Source organism: Mitsuaria chitosanitabida ATCC BAA-476 = NBRC 102408, from assembly GCF_001598255.1.
In the GTDB taxonomy this organism is placed as follows: domain Bacteria; phylum Pseudomonadota; class Gammaproteobacteria; order Burkholderiales; family Burkholderiaceae_C; genus Roseateles; species Roseateles chitosanitabidus.
Map to the genome: position 1 here is coordinate 103,208 of NZ_BCYP01000034.1, position 20,962 is coordinate 124,169.

General features: G+C 69.6%; 11 protein-coding genes. 5 read left to right on the plus strand and 6 right to left on the minus strand.

Annotation, left to right across the window (positions count from 1 at the left end; translation table 11 throughout):
• Window positions 1-71: 71 nt before the first annotated feature.
• The gene (locus tag MCHT01_RS21040) at window positions 72-1,745 is read left to right on the plus strand and encodes a chitinase (RefSeq protein WP_084453140.1); all 1,674 of its coding nucleotides are present in this window, start codon (window positions 72-74) and stop codon (window positions 1,743-1,745) included.
• Between the two features lie 15 nt (window positions 1,746-1,760).
• On the opposite strand, the gene MCHT01_RS21045 is transcribed toward MCHT01_RS21040, so the two are convergent.
• Window positions 1,761-3,239: an NAD-dependent succinate-semialdehyde dehydrogenase gene (locus MCHT01_RS21045; RefSeq protein ID WP_067068318.1), complete on the minus strand. Its 1,479-nt coding sequence runs from the start codon at window positions 3,237-3,239 to the stop codon at window positions 1,761-1,763.
• Window positions 3,240-3,464: 225 nt separating this feature from the next.
• Between MCHT01_RS21045 and alaS the strand changes: the two genes are divergently transcribed.
• The gene (gene alaS, locus MCHT01_RS21050) at window positions 3,465-6,098 is read left to right on the plus strand and encodes an alanine--tRNA ligase (RefSeq protein ID WP_067068321.1); all 2,634 of its coding nucleotides are present in this window, start codon (window positions 3,465-3,467) and stop codon (window positions 6,096-6,098) included.
• Between the two features lie 113 nt (window positions 6,099-6,211).
• A complete protein-coding gene (locus MCHT01_RS21055; protein WP_148661647.1) occupies window positions 6,212-6,967 on the plus strand; it encodes a UPF0149 family protein in 756 nt (251 codons plus the stop codon).
• A 241-nt stretch (window positions 6,968-7,208) separates the two neighbouring features.
• Here MCHT01_RS21055 and MCHT01_RS21060 read toward each other — a convergent pair whose 3' ends face one another.
• Entirely contained in the window at window positions 7,209-7,889 is a 681-nt protein-coding gene (locus MCHT01_RS21060; RefSeq protein WP_245643491.1) for an SET domain-containing protein, read from the minus strand.
• A gap of 204 nt (window positions 7,890-8,093) precedes the next feature.
• Between MCHT01_RS21060 and MCHT01_RS21065 the strand changes: the two genes are divergently transcribed.
• Window positions 8,094-8,723, plus strand: coding sequence for a GNAT family N-acetyltransferase (locus MCHT01_RS21065; RefSeq protein ID WP_084453142.1), 630 nt, complete (start codon window positions 8,094-8,096; stop codon window positions 8,721-8,723).
• 7 nt (window positions 8,724-8,730) lie between these two features.
• On the opposite strand, the gene MCHT01_RS21070 is transcribed toward MCHT01_RS21065, so the two are convergent.
• Window positions 8,731-11,334, minus strand: a complete 2,604-nt coding sequence (locus MCHT01_RS21070) for a chemotaxis protein CheW (RefSeq protein ID WP_067068326.1) — start codon at window positions 11,332-11,334, stop codon at window positions 8,731-8,733.
• A 290-nt stretch (window positions 11,335-11,624) separates the two neighbouring features.
• Window positions 11,625-11,921 carry a hypothetical protein gene (locus MCHT01_RS26885; RefSeq protein ID WP_067068328.1) on the minus strand — a complete coding sequence of 99 codons (297 nt, stop codon included), beginning with the start codon at window positions 11,919-11,921 and terminating at the stop codon, window positions 11,625-11,627.
• 241 nt (window positions 11,922-12,162) lie between these two features.
• Between MCHT01_RS26885 and MCHT01_RS26890 the strand changes: the two genes are divergently transcribed.
• Window positions 12,163-12,774 (plus strand): GNAT family N-acetyltransferase, encoded by a 612-nt coding sequence (locus tag MCHT01_RS26890; protein ID WP_067068333.1) that lies wholly within the window; start codon window positions 12,163-12,165, stop codon window positions 12,772-12,774.
• Here MCHT01_RS26890 and pbpC read toward each other — a convergent pair.
• Together pbpC and MCHT01_RS21090 are read right to left on the minus strand one after the other, a co-directional pair.
• A complete protein-coding gene (gene pbpC / locus MCHT01_RS21085; protein ID WP_084453146.1) occupies window positions 12,734-14,989 on the minus strand; it encodes a penicillin-binding protein 1C in 2,256 nt (751 codons plus the stop codon). The genes MCHT01_RS26890 and pbpC overlap by 41 nt on opposite strands.
• A gap of 16 nt (window positions 14,990-15,005) precedes the next feature.
• Window positions 15,006-20,420 (minus strand): Ig-like domain-containing alpha-2-macroglobulin family protein, encoded by a 5,415-nt coding sequence (locus MCHT01_RS21090; protein WP_067068335.1) that lies wholly within the window; start codon window positions 20,418-20,420, stop codon window positions 15,006-15,008.
• Window positions 20,421-20,962 lie beyond the last annotated feature (542 nt).

The window sequence follows — 20,962 nt, forward strand, 5'->3', positions numbered from 1 at the left end:
CAGATCGGCGGCATGGCGGTTTCCGGGCCGTGACGGAAGCATGCCGGCTTCTTTCATTCCGGAGCTCCCCCATGTCCCGCTCGCCCTCCTCCACCGTCGCGCGCGCGCTGCGGCCGACGGTCCTGTCGCTCTGCGGCCTGCTCGCGGTCGCGGGGCCTGCCACCGCCGCCGACGCCCCCGCCGGCGGCTACGTGCTGAAGCAGTCCGTGCTGACCGCCGACGAGGCCCGCCTCACCAGCGGCCCGGTCATGACGGCGATCAAGCGGGCCATCGCGACCCGGCCCAACGACCAGGTCGAGGCCATCGTCCCGAACCGCGCCGCCAACCCCGCCAACGTCCAGCGCGTCGAGCGCCTGATGTCCCAGGCCGACTGGGAGTTCCTGTTCCCGCTGCGCGCCCCGGAGTACACCTACGGGGGCTTCCTGCGCGCGATCGGGAAGTTCCCCGCGGTCTGCGGCGACTATGCCGACGGCCGTGACGCCGACGCGATCTGCCGCAAGGCGCTGGCGACGATGTTCGCCCACTTCGCCCAGGAGACCGGCGCGCACGAGAGCTACCGGCCCGAGCCGGAATGGCGCCAGGGCCTGCGCTGGGTGCGCGAGATGGGCTGGACCGAGGACATGCGCGGCGGCTACAACGGCGAGTGCAATCCCGGCACCTGGCAAGGCAAGACCTGGCCCTGCGGCACCTTCGGCAACGGCGAGTACAAGAGCTACTTCGGCCGCGGCGCCAAGCAGCTGTCCTACAACTACAACTACGGGCCCTTCTCGCTGGCGATGTTCGGGACCGTGCGCACGCTGCTGGACCAGCCGGAGCGCGTCGCCGACACCTGGCTGAACCTGGCCAGCGCCGTCTTCTTCTACATGTACCCGCAGCCGCCCAAGCCGCCGATGCTGTTCGTCGTCGACGGCACCTGGCAGCCCAACGCGCGCGACCTGCAGAACGGCCTCAAGCCGGGCTTCGGCGTGACCACGCAGATCATCAACGGCGGCGTCGAATGCGGTGGCTCGGTGGAGGTGGCGCAATCGCTGAACCGGATCAGCTACTACCGTTCGTTCGCGGCCCACTTCAAGGTGCCGGTCCCGGCGGACGAGGTGCTGGGCTGCAAGGGCATGAAGCAGTTCGACGAGGGCGGCGCGGGCGCCACGCCCACCTACTGGGAACAGGACTACAGCTGGGTCCCCGCGAATCCGGAGGGGCGCAGCTATGCCTGCAAGCTGGTGGGCTACCAGACGCCGCACTCGGCCTTGACCCCCGGCGACTACGCGGCCTGCGTCAAGTCGCACTTCCCGGACCTCACGATCGTCGACGACCGCGTGCAGACCTGGGGCAGCAATGACCGCAAGGGCACGTTGGGAACGGTCTACGAGTACCGCAATCCCTACAGCCGCCAGACCGAGTACTTCAGCCTGCAGGGCCTGGGCGGCGACGGACGCTACTGGTACTTCCCCATCGACCGGAGCAACAACCTCCACTGGGTCTACCTCGGCCTGGACAAGACCGAGGCCCTGGCCGCCAACGGCCGCATCGCCGCGCTCAAATCCTGGGGCGCCAACGATCGGAAGGCCGCGATCGGGGACCGCTTCCGCTACCTGAACCCGTACAAGCCGGGCATGCCACTGGAGGTCTACGAGCTCCGCGCCACCGGCTCGGACGGAAGGTACTGGTACTTCCCGACGACGACCGCCAGCAACTCCTTCTGGACCTACGTCGGCCCGGCGCTGACGACCGCCCCGACGCGCTGAGCCCGGGGCCGGGGATCAGCGGTGGACGTCCCCGATGCACAGGTACTTGGTCTCGACGTACTCGTCGATGCCCTGATGGCCGCCCTCGCGGCCCAGGCCGGACTGCTTGACGCCGCCGAAGGGCACCTCGGCCGTCGAGATCAGTCCTGTGTTGATGCCTACCATGCCCGACTCCAGCCCTTCCGCCACGCGGTAGATGCGGCCGATGTCGCGGCTGAAGAAGTAGCTCGCCAGGCCGAACTCGGTGGCGTTGGCCATGGCGATGCCCTCGGCCTCGGTCGTGAAGCGGAACACCGGCGCGACCGGGCCGAAGGTCTCCTCGCGGGCGCACAGCATCTCGGCGCTGGCGTCGGACAGCACCGTCGGCTGGAAGAAGCGGTCGTGCAGCTTGGCGCCGCCGATCAGCACCTTGGCCCCCTTCTCCACCGCGTCGGCCACATGGCGCTCGACCTTGGCCAGGGCCGCGTCGTCGATCAGCGGGCCTTGCGTCACGCCGGCCTCGAAGCCGTTGCCGACCTTGAGCGTCGCCACCTTCTCCGCCAGCTTGGCGACGAAGGCGTCGTACACGCCCGCCTGCACGTAGAGCCGGTTCGCGCACACGCAGGTCTGGCCCGCGTTGCGGTACTTGCTGGCGATCGCGCCCTCGACGGCGCTGTCCAGGTCCGCGTCGTCGAAGACCAGGAACGGCGCGTTGCCGCCCAGCTCCAGCGACAGCTTCTTGATCGTGGGCGCGCTCTGCGCCATCAGGAGACGGCCGACCTCGGTCGAGCCCGTGAAGGACAGGTGGCGCACCACCGGGCTCTCGCACAGCACCTTCCCGATGGCGATCGAGCGCTCCGAGTCCCCCGTGATCACGTTCAGCACACCCGCCGGCATGCCGGCGCGCTGCGCCAGCTCGGCCGCGGCCAGGGCGGTCAGCGGGGTCTGCTCGGCCGGCTTGATCACCACGGGGCAGCCCGCGGCCAAGGCCGGCGCGACCTTGCGGGTGATCATCGCCAGCGGGAAATTCCAGGGCGTGATGGCCGCGCACACGCCCACCGGCTGCTTGATCACCTGGTAGCGCTTGGTCGCGTCGGTCGTGGGCACGGTCTCGCCGCGCACGCGCTTGGCCTCCTCGGCGAACCACTCGACGAAGCTGGCCCCGTAGACGATTTCGCCGCGCGCCTCGGCCAGCGGCTTGCCCTGCTCGGCCGTCAGGATGCGGGCCAGGTCGTCGGCGTGCTGGATCATGAGGTGATACCAGCGCATCAGGATGGCCGCGCGCTCCTTGGCGGTCTTCGCCCGCCAGGCCGGCCAGGCGGCATGGGCGGCGGTGATCGCCGCGTCGGCCTCCGAACCGCCCAGGTTGGCCACATGCGTCAGCACCGCGCCGGTGGCGGGGTCGTCGATGTCGAAGCGGGCCGAGCCGCCGACCCACTCCCCATTGATCAGCGCGTCGGTCTTGAGCAGGCTCGGATCCTTGAGCTGCGTCAGCGGGGAGGTCTTGGTGTCCATCGTCGGTCTCCGGAAACGGGGCGGTTCGGTTCGGTTCTCCCCTCCGGGGCACCCGGGGTGCCCGGGCGGCCTCGTCGGGGCGAAACCCGGCGCGCGATCCTACTGGCGTTGGCGTCAATGCCACGTGACGGGTGTGACACCGGGTTCGCGCGCGGGGAGTCCGGAGGCGCGCTCCTATAATCGAAAGCTTCGCGAAATCAAGCGTTTGGCTACAAAAGGACAGGCATGAAAGCCGCTGAGATCCGCAACACCTTCCTGAAGTTCTTCGAATCCAAGGGTCACCAGATCGTCGCCTCGAGCCCGGTCGTGCCCGGCGACGACCCGACGCTGCTGTTCACAAACGCGGGCATGAACCAGTTCAAGGACGTGTTCCTGGGCTTCGACAAGCGCTCGTACTCCCGCGCCACGACCGCGCAGAAGTGCATCCGCGCCGGCGGCAAGCACAACGACCTGGACAACGTCGGCTACACCGCCCGCCATCACACCTTCTTCGAGATGCTGGGCAACTTCAGCTTCGGCGACTACTTCAAGAAGGACGCCATCGGCTTCGCCTGGGAGCTGCTGACCGTGCACTTCAAGCTGCCGGCGGACAAGCTCTGGGTCACCGTCTACTCGGAGGACGACGAGGCCTACGAGATCTGGAACCAGCAGGTCGGCGTGCCCGCCGAGCGCATCGTGCGCATCGGCGACAACAAGGGCGGCCGCTACATGTCCGACAACTTCTGGATGATGGGCGACACGGGCCCCTGCGGCCCCTGCACCGAGATCTTCTACGACCACGGTCCGGACGTGGCCGGCGGCCCTCCCGGTTCGCCGAACGAGGACGGCGACCGCTACATCGAGATCTGGAACAACGTCTTCATGCAGTTCAACCGGACTGAAGACGGCGTGATGCACAAGCTCCCGAAACCCAGCGTCGACACCGGCATGGGCCTGGAGCGCCTGGCGGCCGTGCTGCAGCATGTGCACTCGAACTACGAGATCGACCTGTTCGTGAACCTGCTGGCCGCGGCCAAGCGGGACGTCGACGCGGCCACGCCGGGCACCGGCGACTGCGACAAGGACTCCCCGTCGCTGAAGGTCATCGCGGACCACATCCGCGCCTGTTCCTTCACCGTCGTCGACGGCGTGATCCCGGGCAACGCCGGCCGCGGCTACGTGCTGCGCCGCATCGCCCGCCGCGCGATCCGCCACGGCTACAAGCTGGGCGCCCGCACCCCGTTCTTCCACAAGCTGGTCGCCGCGCTGAGCAAGGAAATGGGCGAGGCCTATCCGGAGCTGCGCCGTGAAGAGGCGCGCGTCACCGAGGTCCTGAAGCAGGAAGAGGAGCGCTTCTTCAAGACCATCGCCACCGGCATGGAACTGCTGGAATCGGCGCTGGCCGGCGGCGCGAAGCAGATCGATGGCGAGACCGCCTTCAAGCTGCACGACACCTACGGCTTCCCGGTCGACCTGACCGCCGACGTCTGCCGCGAGCGCGGCGTGACCGTCGACGAGGTCGAGTTCAACCGCCTGCTGGAAGAGCAGAAGAACCGCGGCCGTCAGGCCGGCAAGTTCAAGATGGCGCAGGGCCTGGAGTACACCGGCTCGGCCACCACTTTCCACGGCTATGACCAGCTGGCGCGCGAGGACGCGAAGGTCGTCGCGCTCTACGTCGACGGCAGCGCGGTGCCGAGCGCCAACGCGGGCGATGACGTGGTGGTCGTGCTCGACAACACCCCGTTCTATGCCGAGAGCGGCGGCCAGGTCGGCGACGCGGGCGAGTTCCGCAATGCGACGACCCGCGTGGTCGTCGACGACACCCTGAAGATCCAGGCCGACGTGTTCGGCCACCACGGTCAGGTCGTCGAGGGCACGATCAAGGTCGGCGACGTGTTCACGGCCAAGGTCGACGCCGAGCGTCGCGCCAGGACGGTCCGCAACCACAGCGCGACCCACCTGATGCACAAGGCGCTGCGCGAGGTGCTGGGCGCCCACGTTCAGCAGAAGGGCTCGCTGGTCAACGCCGAGCGCACCCGCTTCGACTTCGCGCACACCGCGCCGATGACGGCCGAGGAGATCCGCAAGGTCGAGGCCATCGTCAACGCCGAGATCCTGGCCAACGCCGACGCGCAAGCGCAGGTGATGGCGCTGGACGACGCCCAGAAGAGCGGCGCGATGATGCTGTTCGGCGAGAAGTACGGCGACACGGTGCGCGTGCTGAGCATCGGGTCCTCGAAGGAACTGTGCGGTGGCACCCACGTGCATCGCACCGGGGACATCGGCCTGTTCAAGATCGTCGCCGAGAGCGGCGTCGCCGCCGGCATCCGCCGCGTCGAGGCCGTGACCGGCGACAACGCCCTGCACTACCTGCAGTCGCTGGAGACGACGCTGAGCGCCGTCGCCGGCACGCTGAAGGCCGCGCCGACCGAGGTCGAGCTGCGCGTGCAGGCGGTGCTGGAGCAGGTCCGCTCGCTGGAGAAGGAACTGACCGCCGCCAAGAGCAAACTGGCGTCGGCGCAGGGTGACGAGCTGCTGTCGCAGGCGGTCGACGTCAAGGGCCTGAAGGTGCTGGCCGCCACGCTGGTCGGCGCCGATGCCAAGACCCTGCGCGAGACCATGGACAAGCTCAAGGACAAGCTGAAGACGGCGGCCATCGTGCTGGCGGCCGTGGACGGCGACAAGGTCCAGTTGGCCGCGGGCGTGACCGCCGATTCGATCGGCAAGGTCAAGGCCGGCGAGCTGGTGAACTTCGTGGCGCAGCAGGTCGGCGGCAAGGGCGGCGGCAAGCCGGACCTGGCGATGGCCGGCGGCACCGACGCCAAGGCCCTGCCCGCGGCCCTGGCCAGCGTGCAGGCCTGGGTGGGCGAGCGCGTCTGAGCGAATGAATGGAACGACGCCGCCCCGTCACAGGGCGGCGTGATGATCTGGGCCCGGTTCGGGCCCGCGACAAGGGCCCTCGGGCCCTTGTCCTTCTTGAACTGGAGTAACGAATGACTGACACCCCGATGGCCGATGACGACATGGGCGTGACGCTGGACGTGGAGAACGCGCAGCGACTGGGCGAGCTGCTGGCACTGCTGGCCGGCGCCGCCGACCAGGACGCGCCCGCGATCACGCTGGACACGCTGGACGGCTACCTCACCGCGCTGCGTGTCGGCCCGTCGGACGCGGCCCCGATCCAGGCCATGGACGCGCTGTTCGGCGAGGACTGGCCCGCCGCCCTGGAAGAGAACGACCAGACCGATGCCTTCATGGACGCGCTGCATGTGCGCTGGAACGAGATCGGCGACAGCGTCGATCCCGAGCCGCTGCTGGAAGCGCCCGAGCAGATGCACCTGGTGCCGCTGATCTCCGAGTTCGACGAGGAGACCAAGGCCGAGCTGCTGGCGCAGGGCGCGCTGACGGCCGAGCTGCTGGACCGCCTGCCCGAGCCGGGCGCGATGTGGGCGCAGGGCTTCCTGCAAGCCGTCGACGACGCCGAGAGCGACTGGCGCCTGCCGGACGGCGACGCGTCCGAGGACCTCAAGCTGATGCTCGAGGCGATCGAGGCCGTGACGCTGGAAGAAGGTTCGACGCCGCGCGCCGAGTACATCGAAGGCGCCTACGAGGAAGCCGACGGCATCGACCAGAACGCGCTGATCGACGACATGCTGTTCACCGTGCAGGACCTGCGCCTGTTCTGGATGCAGCAGCGCGCGCTCAAGGACGCGATGGCGGACCTGGCCGCCAACGATTCGAAGCACTGAGCTTCGCGGGCTCGACGAGCCCGAAGACCCTCACCCCTGCCCTCTCCCGCCAGCGGGAGAGGGAGTCAATGGCGTGGCTAGCGCGCCTGGCGTGGCTGGGGCTGGCGTGGCTGGCACGACCGGAGTGGCTGACGCGGCCGGAGTGGCCGGCGCGGCCGGAGTGACCGGCGTGACTAGCGTGGCCGGAGTGGCTGGCGTGGCCCCCTCTCCCGCTGCGCGGGAGAGGGCTGGGGTGAGGGTCTTACAACCGCCCCTTGCAATTCGGCGCCCCGCACCGGCAACGCAGCTTGCCGTCGTGATGGCTCTCGCCGTAGTCCGCGCAGATCTCCTCGCCGGACGCGATGTCCCGCATCGCATAGAACTCCGCGCGCCCCTGCCGGATCCGCAGCACCGCATTCGGCGCGCAGCTGTGATTCACATGCCGCAACGCGCAGTCCGACTTCGTCGCGTCGATCGCGGTCTTGTTCGACACCTCGACCACATGGATGCGACGTCGTCCGTCGATCCGCCGACGCGCCTCCCGCACCGACACCACCTCGCCCCGCATCTCGCCGATCTTGAGTCGCGCGGGGATTGACTCGGCCGCGAACACGCCCAGCCCGTCGATCGCGCTTGGTCCGACCCTCAGCGCGAAGCGCTCGGCCGGCAGCGGCTGGCCCTTCACACGCGCCGGCTTCACGGCGGACGCCGCTTCGCCAGTGGCGGTGGCAGCGACAACTTCGGCAGCGGGGAGGACGGAACTCAGGCGGGGCATGGCGGCGGGCACGCGGTCGAAGGCCGCGATGAATCGGGAAGCCGCCATTGTCGCGCCCCCGCCACGAGGCGTGGCCTCCGGCACGCTTGACGCCTGCTCGGGCTCACCAAGATACTGGCTCGCATGTCCCACGCGATCCGCCTCGTCGTCGTCCAGATGCAGCTGCATGCGATGCAGTGCTGCATGTGCACGCACACGACTGGCAGGCGTCGAACGCGGTAGACGCCCCGGCCCCGGAAACAGAGCCCCAGGCTCCGACAAGTTCCCCGGCCCCGATCCCCAGAGATCCCAGTCCTCCCCCAACAAGGCCCGCGCAACCCGCGGGCCTTGTTCGTTTCTGCCCTCGGTCCCCCATCCCACCAGGAGATTCCGATGACGACCCCGAGTTCCCTCCCCCGCCTCGACAACGAGCGCAGCGCACACGGCACCGACGCTCCACGCGCCGCGCGCCCCGCGATCCGCGTCGCCGACGGCATCACGCTGCGCCGGCCGCGTCCCGAGGACGCGCGCGCACAGGCCGAGCTCCTGGGCCATCCCGGCGTCCAGCCCTGGTTGCTGCAGACGCCCTACACCTCGGAGGAACTGTGGCGCGAGCGCTTCTCGAAGGTGCCCGACATGTCCACTGGCGAGCTGTCGCTGATGGCCTTCGACGGCGACCAGCTGGTGGGGTCGGCCGGCCTGCACCTGACCGGCCCGCAAGTGCGGCGACGGCACGCGATGGCGCTGGGCATCGGCGTTCACCCGGACGCGCATGGGCGCGGCGTGGGTTCCGCATTGATGGAGGCGATCACGCGCCAGGCGGACGACTGGCTCGGCATCCTGCGCATCGAGCTGACGGTCTTCGTCGACAACGCGCCCGCGATCCGGCTCTACGAGCGCTTCGGTTTCGAGCACGAAGGCCGGCTGCGCGGCTATGGACTGCGCGACGGCCGCTATGTCGACGCGTTCACGATGGCGCGTCTGCATCCGCGGCCGCCCGTGCTCGGGCGCGCCGCGGACTGAGAACGGCTCAGCCCAGGGTCAGGACTTGCGTCGCCGCCAGGGACGACGTGGTCGCCCCCGTCGGTGCGGCCGACGCCGCCGCCTCGGCGACGCCGCTGACCAGTCGCCACAGGTCGTCGCCGTCGAGCAGCGTCAGCATCGACGGGCCCTGCCCCTTCAGCAGGCGCACCTGCGCCTGTGCCGCCCACCCGGGCCGCGTGGGGCTGGGCTGCAGCTGCTCGGCGCCGGCGACGAAGACCTGGCCGAGCTGCTGCACCGCCAGCACCAGGCGCTGGCCGGCTGCAGTCTGGCAGACCATCAGCGCGGCCTCGTCGCCGCAGGGCCGGTTGAAGAGCAGCTGACCCAGGTCCAGCACCGGCAGCATGCGCCCCTCGAAGCCGAGCATACCCCGGACCGCGGCGGGTGCCTGCGGCCACGCGGTGATGCGCTGACGCTCCAGGGCGGCCAGCACCTGCAGCGCCGGCAGCCCCAGCCATTGGTGATCGACGAGGAAGCTCGCGATGTCCACACGCTGCGTGCCGACGGGCGCTTGCGGCTCGAAGGCGGCCTGCGACGCGGCACCCGCGCCGTCCTCGAGGCGCTCGCCCAGCGGCAGCAGCACCAGGGCGGCCAGATCCGTCGCATCAGGCGGCGTCAGGCGGCGGTATTCCCGATAGCCGCCCGACATGGCCAGCCCGAAGGCCTGCACGCGACCCTGGTGATCAAGCTCGCCGGTGACCTGGCGGTCGGCCGCGAGGCCCTGCAGGACCGCCAGTGACACGGGCGCGCGGTCGCCCGGCTGCCAGCGCTCGTCGCTGCTGGCGACGACCTCGCCCGCGCGCGTCACCAGCAGCGCGGCGGCGCCAGGCTGCGCGGGCAACGCGGCCCGCAGCATTGCCCGGAACTGAGGCGCACCGTCGAACACGATGGCGATGCCACCGACTTGACCGCCTCCCTCGGGATGCGGCACGCCGGCCGCGTAGACCAGGCAAGGGGCATGACCGTCCTCGCCATAGAGCCCGCAGGGCTCGTGCGCCGAGACCACATGGCGACTCGCGTCGCGCAAGCCGAGCGCGCCCGCGACCCACTCGCCCTGCAGACTTCGCCCGACGTGATGCGCCTGCGCCGGATCCGACACGGCCACGACCCGACCGGCGGTATCGAACACCAGCAGCAGCGAGTAGACGGTGTAGAGCGCATGGATGCTCGCGAGCACCGCGCTGGCCGACGCGGCGTCGCCGGTGGCGAGCGCGCGCTGCAGCCGCGCGTCGAGCGCCCACCAGCGGCAGTCGTTGGCGCGCTCGTAGAGATTGCGGTTGACGATGGAGATGGCCAGTTCCGCCTGGAAGCCGGCCGCGTCGAAGACCGCGCCCAGCGCGCCGTCCTCGAGTTGCGCGATCGCGCGCTCGAAGACCTGACGCAGCTGATCGCCGGTGCGCTCGACTTCGTTCAGCAGCGTGACCGCGAACGCGCTGCCGTTCTGCACACCACCGGTCGCTCCAGCACTGGCGACGGCAGGCGTCTGGGCGCGACTCCTGAGCTTGCCGTTCCACAGCGAGCGCGACAGCTCGCGCTGGATGCGACGCGCCTCGATCGGGATGCTGCGCAGCTCCTCGTCGAAGAGCTCCCGGGTGTCGACCTGACGGGCGCGCTCCTCCTGGCGTTCGGGTGGGGCATCGGAAAAGGCGTGCTGCAGCGGCTGCAACATCTGCGCCGTCCAGCCCGGGCCGAAGTAACCCTCGTAGCCGCTGGCGGCGCTGCTGCACGACAGGTAGTCCCGCCCCGCGAAGTCGAGCCGCCACCCCTGCGCCTGGCCCGCGTCCGCGAGCGGCGCGCCCAGCGGGATCTGCCAGGGATCCGAGGTCAGCAACACGCGCCCCTCCCCGTCCTTGAGCACCAGCACCGAGCGCTTCACGCCCGCGCACAGCGCTCGGAACAGGCCCAGCATCTCGTCCTCGAGCTTGAAGGACAGGCACAGCAGCCCGCGCGGGCCGGAGGCCTCGCCCGAGCCGGCGTTCACCGCGGCGGCGTAGACGAGTCCCGGCTGTCCGCCGAGCAGCGCCGTCGGACCATGGGCCTCGACGAAGGCGCGGCCGGGCTCGAAGGCCGCGCGCAGGGCGGGTTCATCGACCCGCGGCGCGCAGCGCGACTCGTCGAGCGCCGCGATCCGCCGCCCGTCGGCCGCCAGCAGCACAACCTGGTCGTAGACCGAATACTTGGCGACGTAGGCGGCGAAACGCTGTCGCAGCGCCTGCGGGTCCTCGTCACCCTGAAGGGCCGCGCGCAGGGGGCCGTCGCTCGCCAGGAAGCCGACGTCGGCGGTGCGCTCGAAGAGATTGCGGATCAGGATGTCGATCGCGACCTGCGATCGACCTTGCAGCTGCTGCACCGCGTTGCGCAGCTGGCGTCGCGCCAGACTGTCCAGCAGTCGACCGGTGAGCGCCTCGAAGGCGCTGCGGGTGTCCGCCATGTCGGTGGCCGCACCGCTCATCTGCCCCAGCAAGGCCAGGCTGTCCCAGGCGCCCTGCAGGCGCATCAGCGGCTCGCGGTACTCGTCCAGCAGCGGCATGGCCCCGATCAAGGGCGCGACTTCCGCGCTGAAGGGCAGGCCTTTTCGATAGACCTTGGTCATTCCCAGTTCTCCCAACTGTCACGCCCTCATGAGGCGAAGCGCGGCAGTGTGGCGGGGCTTCGTGACCTTGTCAGGGGGATAAATGCTCGCTTCTGAGCATCATCATCGGGAATCGCACAGCGATTTGTCGCCAAGTACCGCACTGGTGCGGTAACGCCGCGAAACAGGGAGGAATGCGGCAGCTTGGTGCGCGGCTCGCGGCCACCACCGCGCGATCACGGTGCGCGCTCAAGGCCGTTGGAAGGGGTCGGAAGCGGAGGAGCAGTGGGCGCCATGGGCGGCGCCGAAGCTCATTCGGTCATCGTCACGGCGACATCACCGGTGCGGCGCTGCTGCGCGTACACATGCGGTTCGTTGTCGCCGGCGCGGCTCTGCGGCTGGGTGGTGCCGTCGCCCACGCGATCCGTCGGCGCCGGCTGCGGCGCGGCGGGAGGCCGGCTGGGTTGGCGCTTGCCGGTGATGACCAGCCGCGCCAGCTTGACCACCTCGCTGGCTTGCGCCGGTGCGATCGGTACCAGCAGCGCGGCGCCCAGCGCGGCGATGCCCAGCCCGCGGACGGCCGCGGCGGCGTTGCCGGTGCGCCTCACGGCGCCTCCCGGGCGAACCGGGCGTCGGATCGGATGGGCTGTCAGCGGATATCGTTGTCGATCGATCATGGTCTCCCCGCGCGAATCTGGATCTCAGGTGATCCTGGACGGAACTTGGCGTCGATGGATGGAGTATCGAAAGTCAGCCCTGGCCCCGCCAGCGGGGGGCGACGAACTGCGCCCTGGAGCGCTTGACTTGCGGAATCCGGGGATGGGATCCCCGCGGGCACAATCGCCGCCCATGAACGCCCTCGATGACCGGCCGCCCGCCCTGCCCGCGACAACCTTGCGCTCCGAACGGCTGCTGATGCTGGCCTCGACGCCCGATCTGGCGGAGGCCGTCAGCGACTACCAGTCCCGCAACGCCGCTCACTTCAACCGCTGGGACCCGATCCGCCCCGCCGACTACTGGACGGTCGAGCCCACGCGCGCCAGGCTCGCGGAGTACGCGACGGCCTTCCAGGCCGGCACGCTCTGGCGCTACTGGTTCGTCCGCCCGGAGGCGCCGGATCGGGTGGTTGGCCAATGCGCGCTGTCGCAAGTGGCGCGGGGCGTGTTCCAGAGCGCCATGCTGGGCTACAGCCTGGACGCCACCGAGGTCGGCCACGGCTTGATGCATGAGGCCCTGGGCCGCCTGCGTGACGAGGTCTTCAGCCCCGCCGTGTGGCTGCACCGGATCCAGGCTTCGGTCCGCCCGGAGAACGATCGCAGCCGCCATGTGCTGGAGCGGATGGGCTTCCAGCGCGAGGGCTACAGTCCGCGCTACCTCTACATCCACGGGGCGTGGCGAGACCACGAGACCTTCGCGCTGATCAACCCGGACTGGGGCGACCAGCCGCCGCCTGCGGCGTGAGCATCGGCGGGCGACCCTTCCCGCCCGGCGGCGTCCGCATCCCCGCGCCGCGCACCTCGAACTTCACCTGCTGCAGCACGCGGCCCCGGGCATCGAGCAGGGCCAGGTCATGCCTCCCCGGCATCGGCAGCCAGTCGAGGGTCGCGCCGCGACCGATGACCCGGCCATCGAGCCGCCATTGCGCCGCACCGTTGTCGAGCCGCCCTTCGTGGGCAAAGCGCAAGCGCTGCGCCGCGGGCGGGATGTCAGGATCCAGCGCATAGATCGCGCCGTCGGTCGGATTGGCGAGCATGGGCGTGACGGCGGCGCGGTGGATCACCGGCTGCTCGGTGCCGGCCAGGAACCACTCGCGGCGCGGCGGCTCCTGCGGGTCCTCGAAGCGCATGTCGATCTGGACGACACCTGTCGGCGCCTTGGCCAAGGCCGGCACACGCCCCGCGTGCAGCGAAAGCATGACCTCGCGCCAGACCGGCGCCGCGCCGCTCACGCCCGAGACCTGCTGCATCGCCTGGCCGCTGGAGTTGCCGACCCAGACGCCCACGGTGTAGCGGCTGCTCCACCCGATGCACCAGTTGTCCCGCATGTCCTTGCTGGTGCCCGTTTTCACCGACGCGGGGAAAGGCAGCGCCAGCGCGCTCGACAGCCCGAAGGTCAGCGCGCGCGCGTTGTTGTCCGCCAGGATGTCGCCGACCACGAAGGTGGCGCGCGGATCGGCCACCTGCCCCACGCGCCCGGAGCGCGCGGACGCGGCGGTCAGCGTGCGCATCGACGGCGCGCCGTCGCGCGGTGCGACCGCGCCGGGCATCGCCACCTCCGCGTAGCGCCCGCCATTCGCCAAGGCCCGATACGCGTTGGTCAGCGCCAGCAGCGTGACGTCGGCACTCCCCAGCGCGAGGGAATGACCATAGAAGCCCCCGGTCTCCGGCAGTTGCAGCCCGAGCGCGTTCAGGCGCTCGAACACCGCCTCCGGCGTGAGCATCAGCGAGAGCCGCACCGCCGGCACGTTCAGGCTGTTGCCGAGCGCGGCCCGCGCGCTGATCCAGCCGCGATAGTGCTTGTCGTAGTTCTGCGGCAGGTAGACGCCCGCCGCCGTCGACACCTGCGCGGGCGAGTCGTCCAGCAGGCTGGCCGCGGTGATCAGGCGACGCTCGATCGCCAGTTCATAGAGGAACGGCTTGAGCGTCGACCCCGGCTGGCGCCGGGCGAGCACGTGATCGACCTGCGCCGCCTCCGACAACTGGCTGCCGCTGGAGCCGACCCATACGCGGATCTCGCCGCTCGCGTTGTCGAGCACGACCACCGCGCCATCCTCGACCTGCCGCCCGGACAGCTCGGCCAGGTGGCGCCGCAGCGAGCCCACCGCGCCTCGCTGCCAGGCCGCATCCAGGGTGCTGCGCTGCACCGCGCCGCCGTCCGCCTTGAGCGCGAGGCGCGCAAAGTGCGGCGCCCATTGCGGGGCATCGGCGACCGCCAGTGGCTTGCGGCGCAACACGGCGCCGACCTCGTCGCTCAACCCCTCGCAGCCTTGCCCCATCGCCTTCAGCACGCCGCAGGCGCGCGCGCCGATCACCGCCGGAGACGCGTTGGGGGCCCGCAGCATCGCTGCGAGCATCGCCGACTCGCGCGCATCCAGACCTCCCGGCCGCTTGCCGAAGAAGGCCTGCGCGGCCGCCGGCACGCCGATCAACTCGCCGCGCAAGGGCACGCGGTTCAGGTAGCCCTCGAGGATCTGCGCCTTGGTCCAACGCTTCTCCAGCCGTCCCGCGACCCAGGCCTGGCCGAGCTTCTGCATCAGGCTTCGTCCGCCGCGCGAGGCGAGGTCCTCGTCGAGCAGGCCCGCCAGTTGCATCGTCACGGTCGAGGCTCCTCGCGTGCGCGTGTTCCAGAGGTTGCCCCAGGCGCTGGCCGCCACAGCGGACCAGTCGACGCCGCTGTGCTCGTAGAAGCGCTGGTCTTCGGAGACCAGCATCGCGCGCAGCAGCGAGGGCGACATGCGCTCCAGCGGCACCCACGGAAGCACCCGACGGTCCGGATGCAGACGCAGGGTCTGCAGCGGCTCGCCTCGACGGTCGAGCAAGGTCAGGTCCGACACCGGATGCGCGGCGCGCGCCTGGGCGAAGCTCGGCAGATCATTCGCCTGGGCGGGCGTCACGGCAGCCAGCGCCGCCGCGAGCGCCAGCACCTGTCCGAGCCTGATGGCGGTCCTGCCCAGCATCACACGCGCGCCGGACTCACGGCGCGACCTCCAAGGTCGCGTTCGGGGTTTCGCCGAAGCGGTCCGGCGCGTACATCGCTTCCGCGCGCGTCGTCGGCATCTGGAAGCGGCCGGCGTTGTTGAGACGCACCGTGTACTCGAGCACGTGGTGGCCCTTCGGCAGATAGCCGAAGTAGGCGCGCCAGGCGGTGAAGCTGCGCTCGATGAAGTCGGGCCAGGCCTGCCCCTCGGGGCGCTCGCCCTGACTCTCGATCGTGCCCTCGACGATGGCCGCGCCCGTGGGCAGCGGATCGCTCAGCACCACCCAGGTCATGTCCGCCGCCGCGTCGATCTCCAGCCTCACGCGCATCACGTCGCCACGCGTCCAGCGCGGCGCGGCCTTCTGGGACACCGCCGTCACCGTGCGCTTGATCGCGTAGCCCGAGTTCAACGGGGCCTTCAGCGGCACGGCGGCCAGCGCCTGCACCGTCGCCCAGGGCTTGCCGTCGCCGACGTGGGTGACGCTCAAGGTGCCGTTGCCGCTCGCGGGCCAGGCCAGCTGCAACACGCCGCCGTCCGGCTTGGCGGCCCAGTCGTGCGCGGCCTGCGCGGTCGCCACCTTGGCCCCGGTGCGCCCCTTCACGGCCTGCGACTCGAAGCGCGCCGAGAACTTCTCCAGCGCAAGCACGCCCCACAGGTTGGCCGTCGTGTTGAACCAGGCGCCACGCTCCTGACGCGCCAGCGCGCCGACGACCAGTCGGGGCACATCGTCCTTCCAGCCGGCATCGTCGGTCAACGCCAGGATCGCCCGCGCCGCGTCAGCATCGCCGCTGCCCATCAGCCACCACCAGGAATCGGTCTCCTCATTGACGAAGCGCAGCGTCGAACCCGTGAAGCTCAGACGGGAGCGCAACTGGTTCTGCGCCGCCACGATCTGCGCCTGCCGGTTCGGTGCCTGCGCCATCCGCTGATGGATCACGAGCCAGTCGATCACGGCGCTCGTCGGCCAGCTCGTCAGATGGTTGCCATCGACGGTCCCCAACTGACGCGGCGTCGCCTTGCCGTAGCGCGCGAGCGCGGCCAGCGCGGCCACGCGCCGCGGCTCGTCGTCCGGACGCGGCGACCAGTGCTGACGTTCGATGCGCCCTTCGACGAACGCGGCCAGGCCGTCCAGCGCTCGGCCCAGCTGAGCCGCCGGAATCGTGCGACCGCCTTCCTGCGCCGCCGACAGCAGATGCGCCGTCAGCACGTCGTTGCCCTTGATGATGTAGCGCGACAGCGGGAAGTAGGCGAACAGGCCGTCCGTATCCTGGTAGCTCGACAACTGCCCCATCAGACCGTCCCAGGCCGCGTTGTCGTGCAGCGCGAGGTACTTCGAGCTCTGCTGCTCCAGGCAGGTGAACGGGTACTCCTCGAAGTAGCGCCGGATGCCCGGCAGCGCGCTCGACAGGCGCGGCTGCAGGCCGACCACCAGACCGCCCTTCTTGATGCCCTGGATCGGCAAGGCGTCGGCCGGCGCGGCGACCGGAATGGTCACCGGTCCGTCCAGCTGACGCAGCGTCGCCTGCAACACGCGCAGCGGGACCGCCGGTTGAACGGCCTGCGTGGTCCGCATCGCGTCCTTCGCGGCCCCGGTGCCCTGCTCCTGGGCCTGCGCCTCCCACACGATGCGCTGCGCGTTCTCGGGGACGACGACGTCCCAGGTCAGTTCCTGCGCCTGACCGGCCGCGAGCTTCACGGTACGCGGTTCGGTGGCGACCGGCTGCTCGCCCGTCGCCGTCGTGGCCTTGCCGGTCAGCGTCACGCGCAGGTCCATCGCGCGGTTGGTGGCGTTGCGCAGCGTCACCATCGATTGCACGCGATCACCTTCACGCACCAGCGGCGGCAGCCCGGACAGCAACTGCAGATCCTGACTGACGTTGATGCTGTTCTCACCGGTGCCGAATCGCTGCCCCGGCGCATCCGCGACCGCGACCAGCCGGAAGCGCGTCAGCGAATCGTTGAGCGGCACCTGCACCAAGGCCTCGCCCTGTGCATTGACCTGAACGGCCGGCTGCCAGGTGAGCAGGGTGTCGAAGAGCTCGCGGGTGGCGAAGCCACCACCACCGCCCGCGGCCACGGCTTTCCGACCATAGTGGCGACGACCGATGATCTCGCTGGTGGCCGTCGAGGTCGAGACGCCCCAGGAGCGCGTCTGGATCATGCCGTCGAGCAGTTGCCAGCTCGGGTTGGGCGCCAGGGCCAGCAGCCCCTCGTCCACCGCCGCGAACGCGATCTGCGCGTCGGGCACGGGCTTGCCGTCCTGCGTCACGCGCAGCTTGACCTGCGCGCTCTGGCGCACGCCGTACTGCGCCTGCTGTGGCACGACCTCGACCTGCAGTCGGTGTCGCGCCTGACCGATCTCGATCGGCGCCATGCCGAACTTGAACGAGGGTTTGGACAAGTCGACCATGGCGGTCGGTGCTTGGTAGTCGCCCGAGGCGCGCCATTCCCGCCACCAATTGCCCGGCTCACGCCAGCCCCAGTCGAAGAAGGAGTACCACGGGACCTCGCGCAGGCGGCCACGCAGGACCATCACGCTGATGTAGGCATTGGGTGCCCACTCCTTCGCGATCTTGAGCTCGACCCAAGGGTCGCTGCCCGAGAGGCGGCGGACTTCGCTGTGGATCACGCCCTCGCGCTCGACCGTGATCAGCGCGGTCGCGTCCCGATAGGGCATGCGAACCTGGAAGCGCGCGATGTCGCCCGGCTCGTAGCGACGACGTTCGGGGATCACATCGATCCGATCGTCGTTGTCCTGCGAGAACCAGAGCTGGCCAGCTCGCGTCACCCAGACGGAGCGCGCCGCCTTGGCCGTCCGTCCACCCGCATCGGTCGTCGCGGCGATCAGTTCAGTCTGCCCGCTCTCGCGCAGCGACACCTCGCACTGCATCACACCCAGCGCGTCGGTCTTGCCGCTGCAGAGCTCGCCGAGGTCCTTCACCTGCCGTTGGTGCTCATAGCCGTAGAAGCCGCCGACCAGGCGCTTGCGCGTGCTCAGCGTCTGGATCTGACGCCCCCCGACGCTGATGTTGCGACCAGCCACCGGCTTGCCGTTCATGTCCAGCGCGACGGCCTGCACGCGCAGCGTCTGGCCATTGGCGATCCAGCTCGCCGCACGCACGCCGACGATGACATCCGCGGGCCAGAGCACTTGCGACGCCGCGCGCGTGTGAGTCTGCCCATCGGGGTCGCGATAGTTCATCTCGACGCGCAGCTCGGTCGGCCGGTCGATCGTCACCTTCAGCGGCACCTTGAACTGCACTGCGCCCTTCGCATCGGTCTGCAGCGCGAGCTTGTCCAGCAGCAGCCGGTTCGTCCCCGCCGGAGCGCCGGACGTCTCGCCATCGCCATCCTCCTCGGGGTTGGCGGGCGCGTCGCTTTCAGCCCCCTTCGCGGCCGGCGGCTCGAAGGCGTAATCCTCGTAACCCGCATAGCTCGACCAGCGCGGCTGCAACATGGCGCTGACCTCGATGGGCGACTTCGCCATCGGACCGCCCGCCATGTAGTTCAGTTGCGCCCCCCAGGGCTGCTCCTTCGCGCCCGGCGTGCTCGACTTGGGCGGGATCAGACGCGCGTCCACCAGCGGGACGCGGAACTCCTCCACCCGCACGCTGCCGCTGTCCCAGCTCCGCTGGCCCGTGCCGCCGCCCCCGCTGCGCTCCATCACCACGCGGTAACGACCGAGCTTCGCATCGGACGGCACTTTCCAGGTGGACAGCGCGTAACGCGAGCCTTGCCACTTCAGATCGAAAGTGGCGACATCCTCGCCGGTGCCCTCGAAGACAAGCTTCAGCTTGTCGGGCAGTTGATCGGGCGTCGCGTCATTGAGCCCCTGCAGCGTCTCGAAGCGGAAGAAGTGCTTCATCGACAAGGTCTCGCCCGCACGCAGCAGCGGGCGGTCCATGACCGTGTGAGCGCGCGCCTGGCGCTCCCGATCCCACGAGATCGGCGCATTGAAGCGCCATGGCTCGATGCCACGGTTCCAGCCGCTGAACATGAAGGACTGGTCCGTCGCACGGCCTGGCTGGTCCAACCGCGCGGTGATGAACAGTCCGGACTCCGCGATGCAATGGTCATTCGAGCTGCGATCGAGATTCGGCCGTTCGATGCGCGCGAGACCATTGGCATCGGTGCGCCCACTCCAGAGCTGGGTCCCTTGGCAGCTGTAGACCGAGACCGTCGCGCCCTCGACCGCGCGCCCCTTGTCCAGGCTGGTCACCCACACGAGGCTGTTGTCCTGCCCCAGCTTGAAATGCAGGCCCAGGTTGGTCACCAGTGCGCCGGTTCGCACGAACATTGGCTGAATCGGCTCGAGCAGCGACCTGCCCAGCTGAGGCGACTTGAGCTCGAGCACGTGATAGCCCGGCTGCGCCAGAGGAATCCCGATCACGTCGATCGCCTTGTCGGGGTTGGCCGCGGGCACCGTCATCGACGCCAGGCCGGATTCACCCTTCAGCATCTCGATCTTGCGGTCGTCCCATTCGCGCTGGTTGTACATGCGCCCGTACCAGCGCAGGATCTCGATGTCATCAGTCAGCCGCTTGATCTTCAGATGTCCGCCAGCCTTGGGCTGGAGGTCCGCCTGCACATGACGCATGCTGAGCGGCACGAGGCTCTGACCCGAGGGCTCCCACTCCACGATGCCGAAGGGCGCCGCGGCGAACTTGGCCAAGGGCGGTGCCGCACCAGTGCGGACCTTCAGGGGGAAGCTCGCGCCGTTCGACAACGCGCGGCCGCTCATGTCCTTGATCCCGGCTGGCAGCTCGACCTGATACTGCTGCTGCTCGGCAAGCGGCACCGGGAACTGGACGCTGGAGAGCGTCGCCGCGTTCTCGTCCGCATCGTTGTTCTTGGGAGTGACTGGCTTGATCTCTTGTCCGTCCGATCCCTTGAGGCGAACCTTCAGAGCGAGTTCCCGAGGAATCGGCTCGGAGAAGGTCAGGCTCAGCGGCCGGATCGGAAGACAAGGTGCATTCGCGCGTTCCCGCTCGCAGGAGAAGTCGGCGGTCAGCGGGGGGCGCACCGAGAAGCGGAAGCGACGTTCCCCACGGGTGCGGACGGCGTCGTCCGCTGCTCCTGAAATCCCCGGCCCCCACACGAGGGTCGCCTCGGCGCCCGCCGGCAGAGGCCGCTTGCATCCGACAAGCACCCAGACCTGACCGCGCGCCGAATCCATCTTCAAGGACTTCAGCAGCGCGTCCTTCTCCGCCTCGGGATAGAGCTGCGCCGGGACGCGCTCGCCCAGGGACTGCGACTCACACCACACGCTGCCGGGAATTGTCGAGAGCTTGGCCTCCCCCGTCAGCTGGAGCAGGAAGCGCTGGTCTTCCTCGATCCGTGCCCCTTCCCAGGGACGGATCTGGCGCACCGTGGGCGCGGCGATCTGGAAGCTGAACTCACGACGCCCCACCCAGTTGGCCGAAGCACCGGGCGCCGTCGGTCGGAAGTCGGCTTTGGCCTTGATACGACAATTGGCGCCAGCAGGCAAAGGCTGGGCGAAGTCGAAGACCCACTCGCGATCGCTCGTCCACCGCCCCTTGCCTTTGACTTCAACGCGACCGCATTGAAGTTCCACGGGGTCAGGCAATCTCGGATCGCCAAATGTGGCGGCCGCCTCCTTGAAACGGACCGCGACGTTCTGGACCTGCCCGACCTCACCCTGAGGTGACACCTGCAGGACCTCCACGGCTCGAGCCTGCGGAGACAGCGCAGCTCCGAACACGGTCAACGCCGCCAACGGCCGCAGCCATCCTTGAAACTCCCCCAGTCGCCGCATACGCCTCCCGCGCGATCTCGATTTGAGGCGAGGAGTCTATGTCGGGGAGGAAAAGAAATCAGTCCCTCGTAAGGGGCGCCAACCTTTGGGGGAAGCGTGGACGATACACAAACCGACGTGACTTAAGTTCAATTCACGATCGGAAAGAGTGCGAACTCAAACAGAGGCAAAATTCA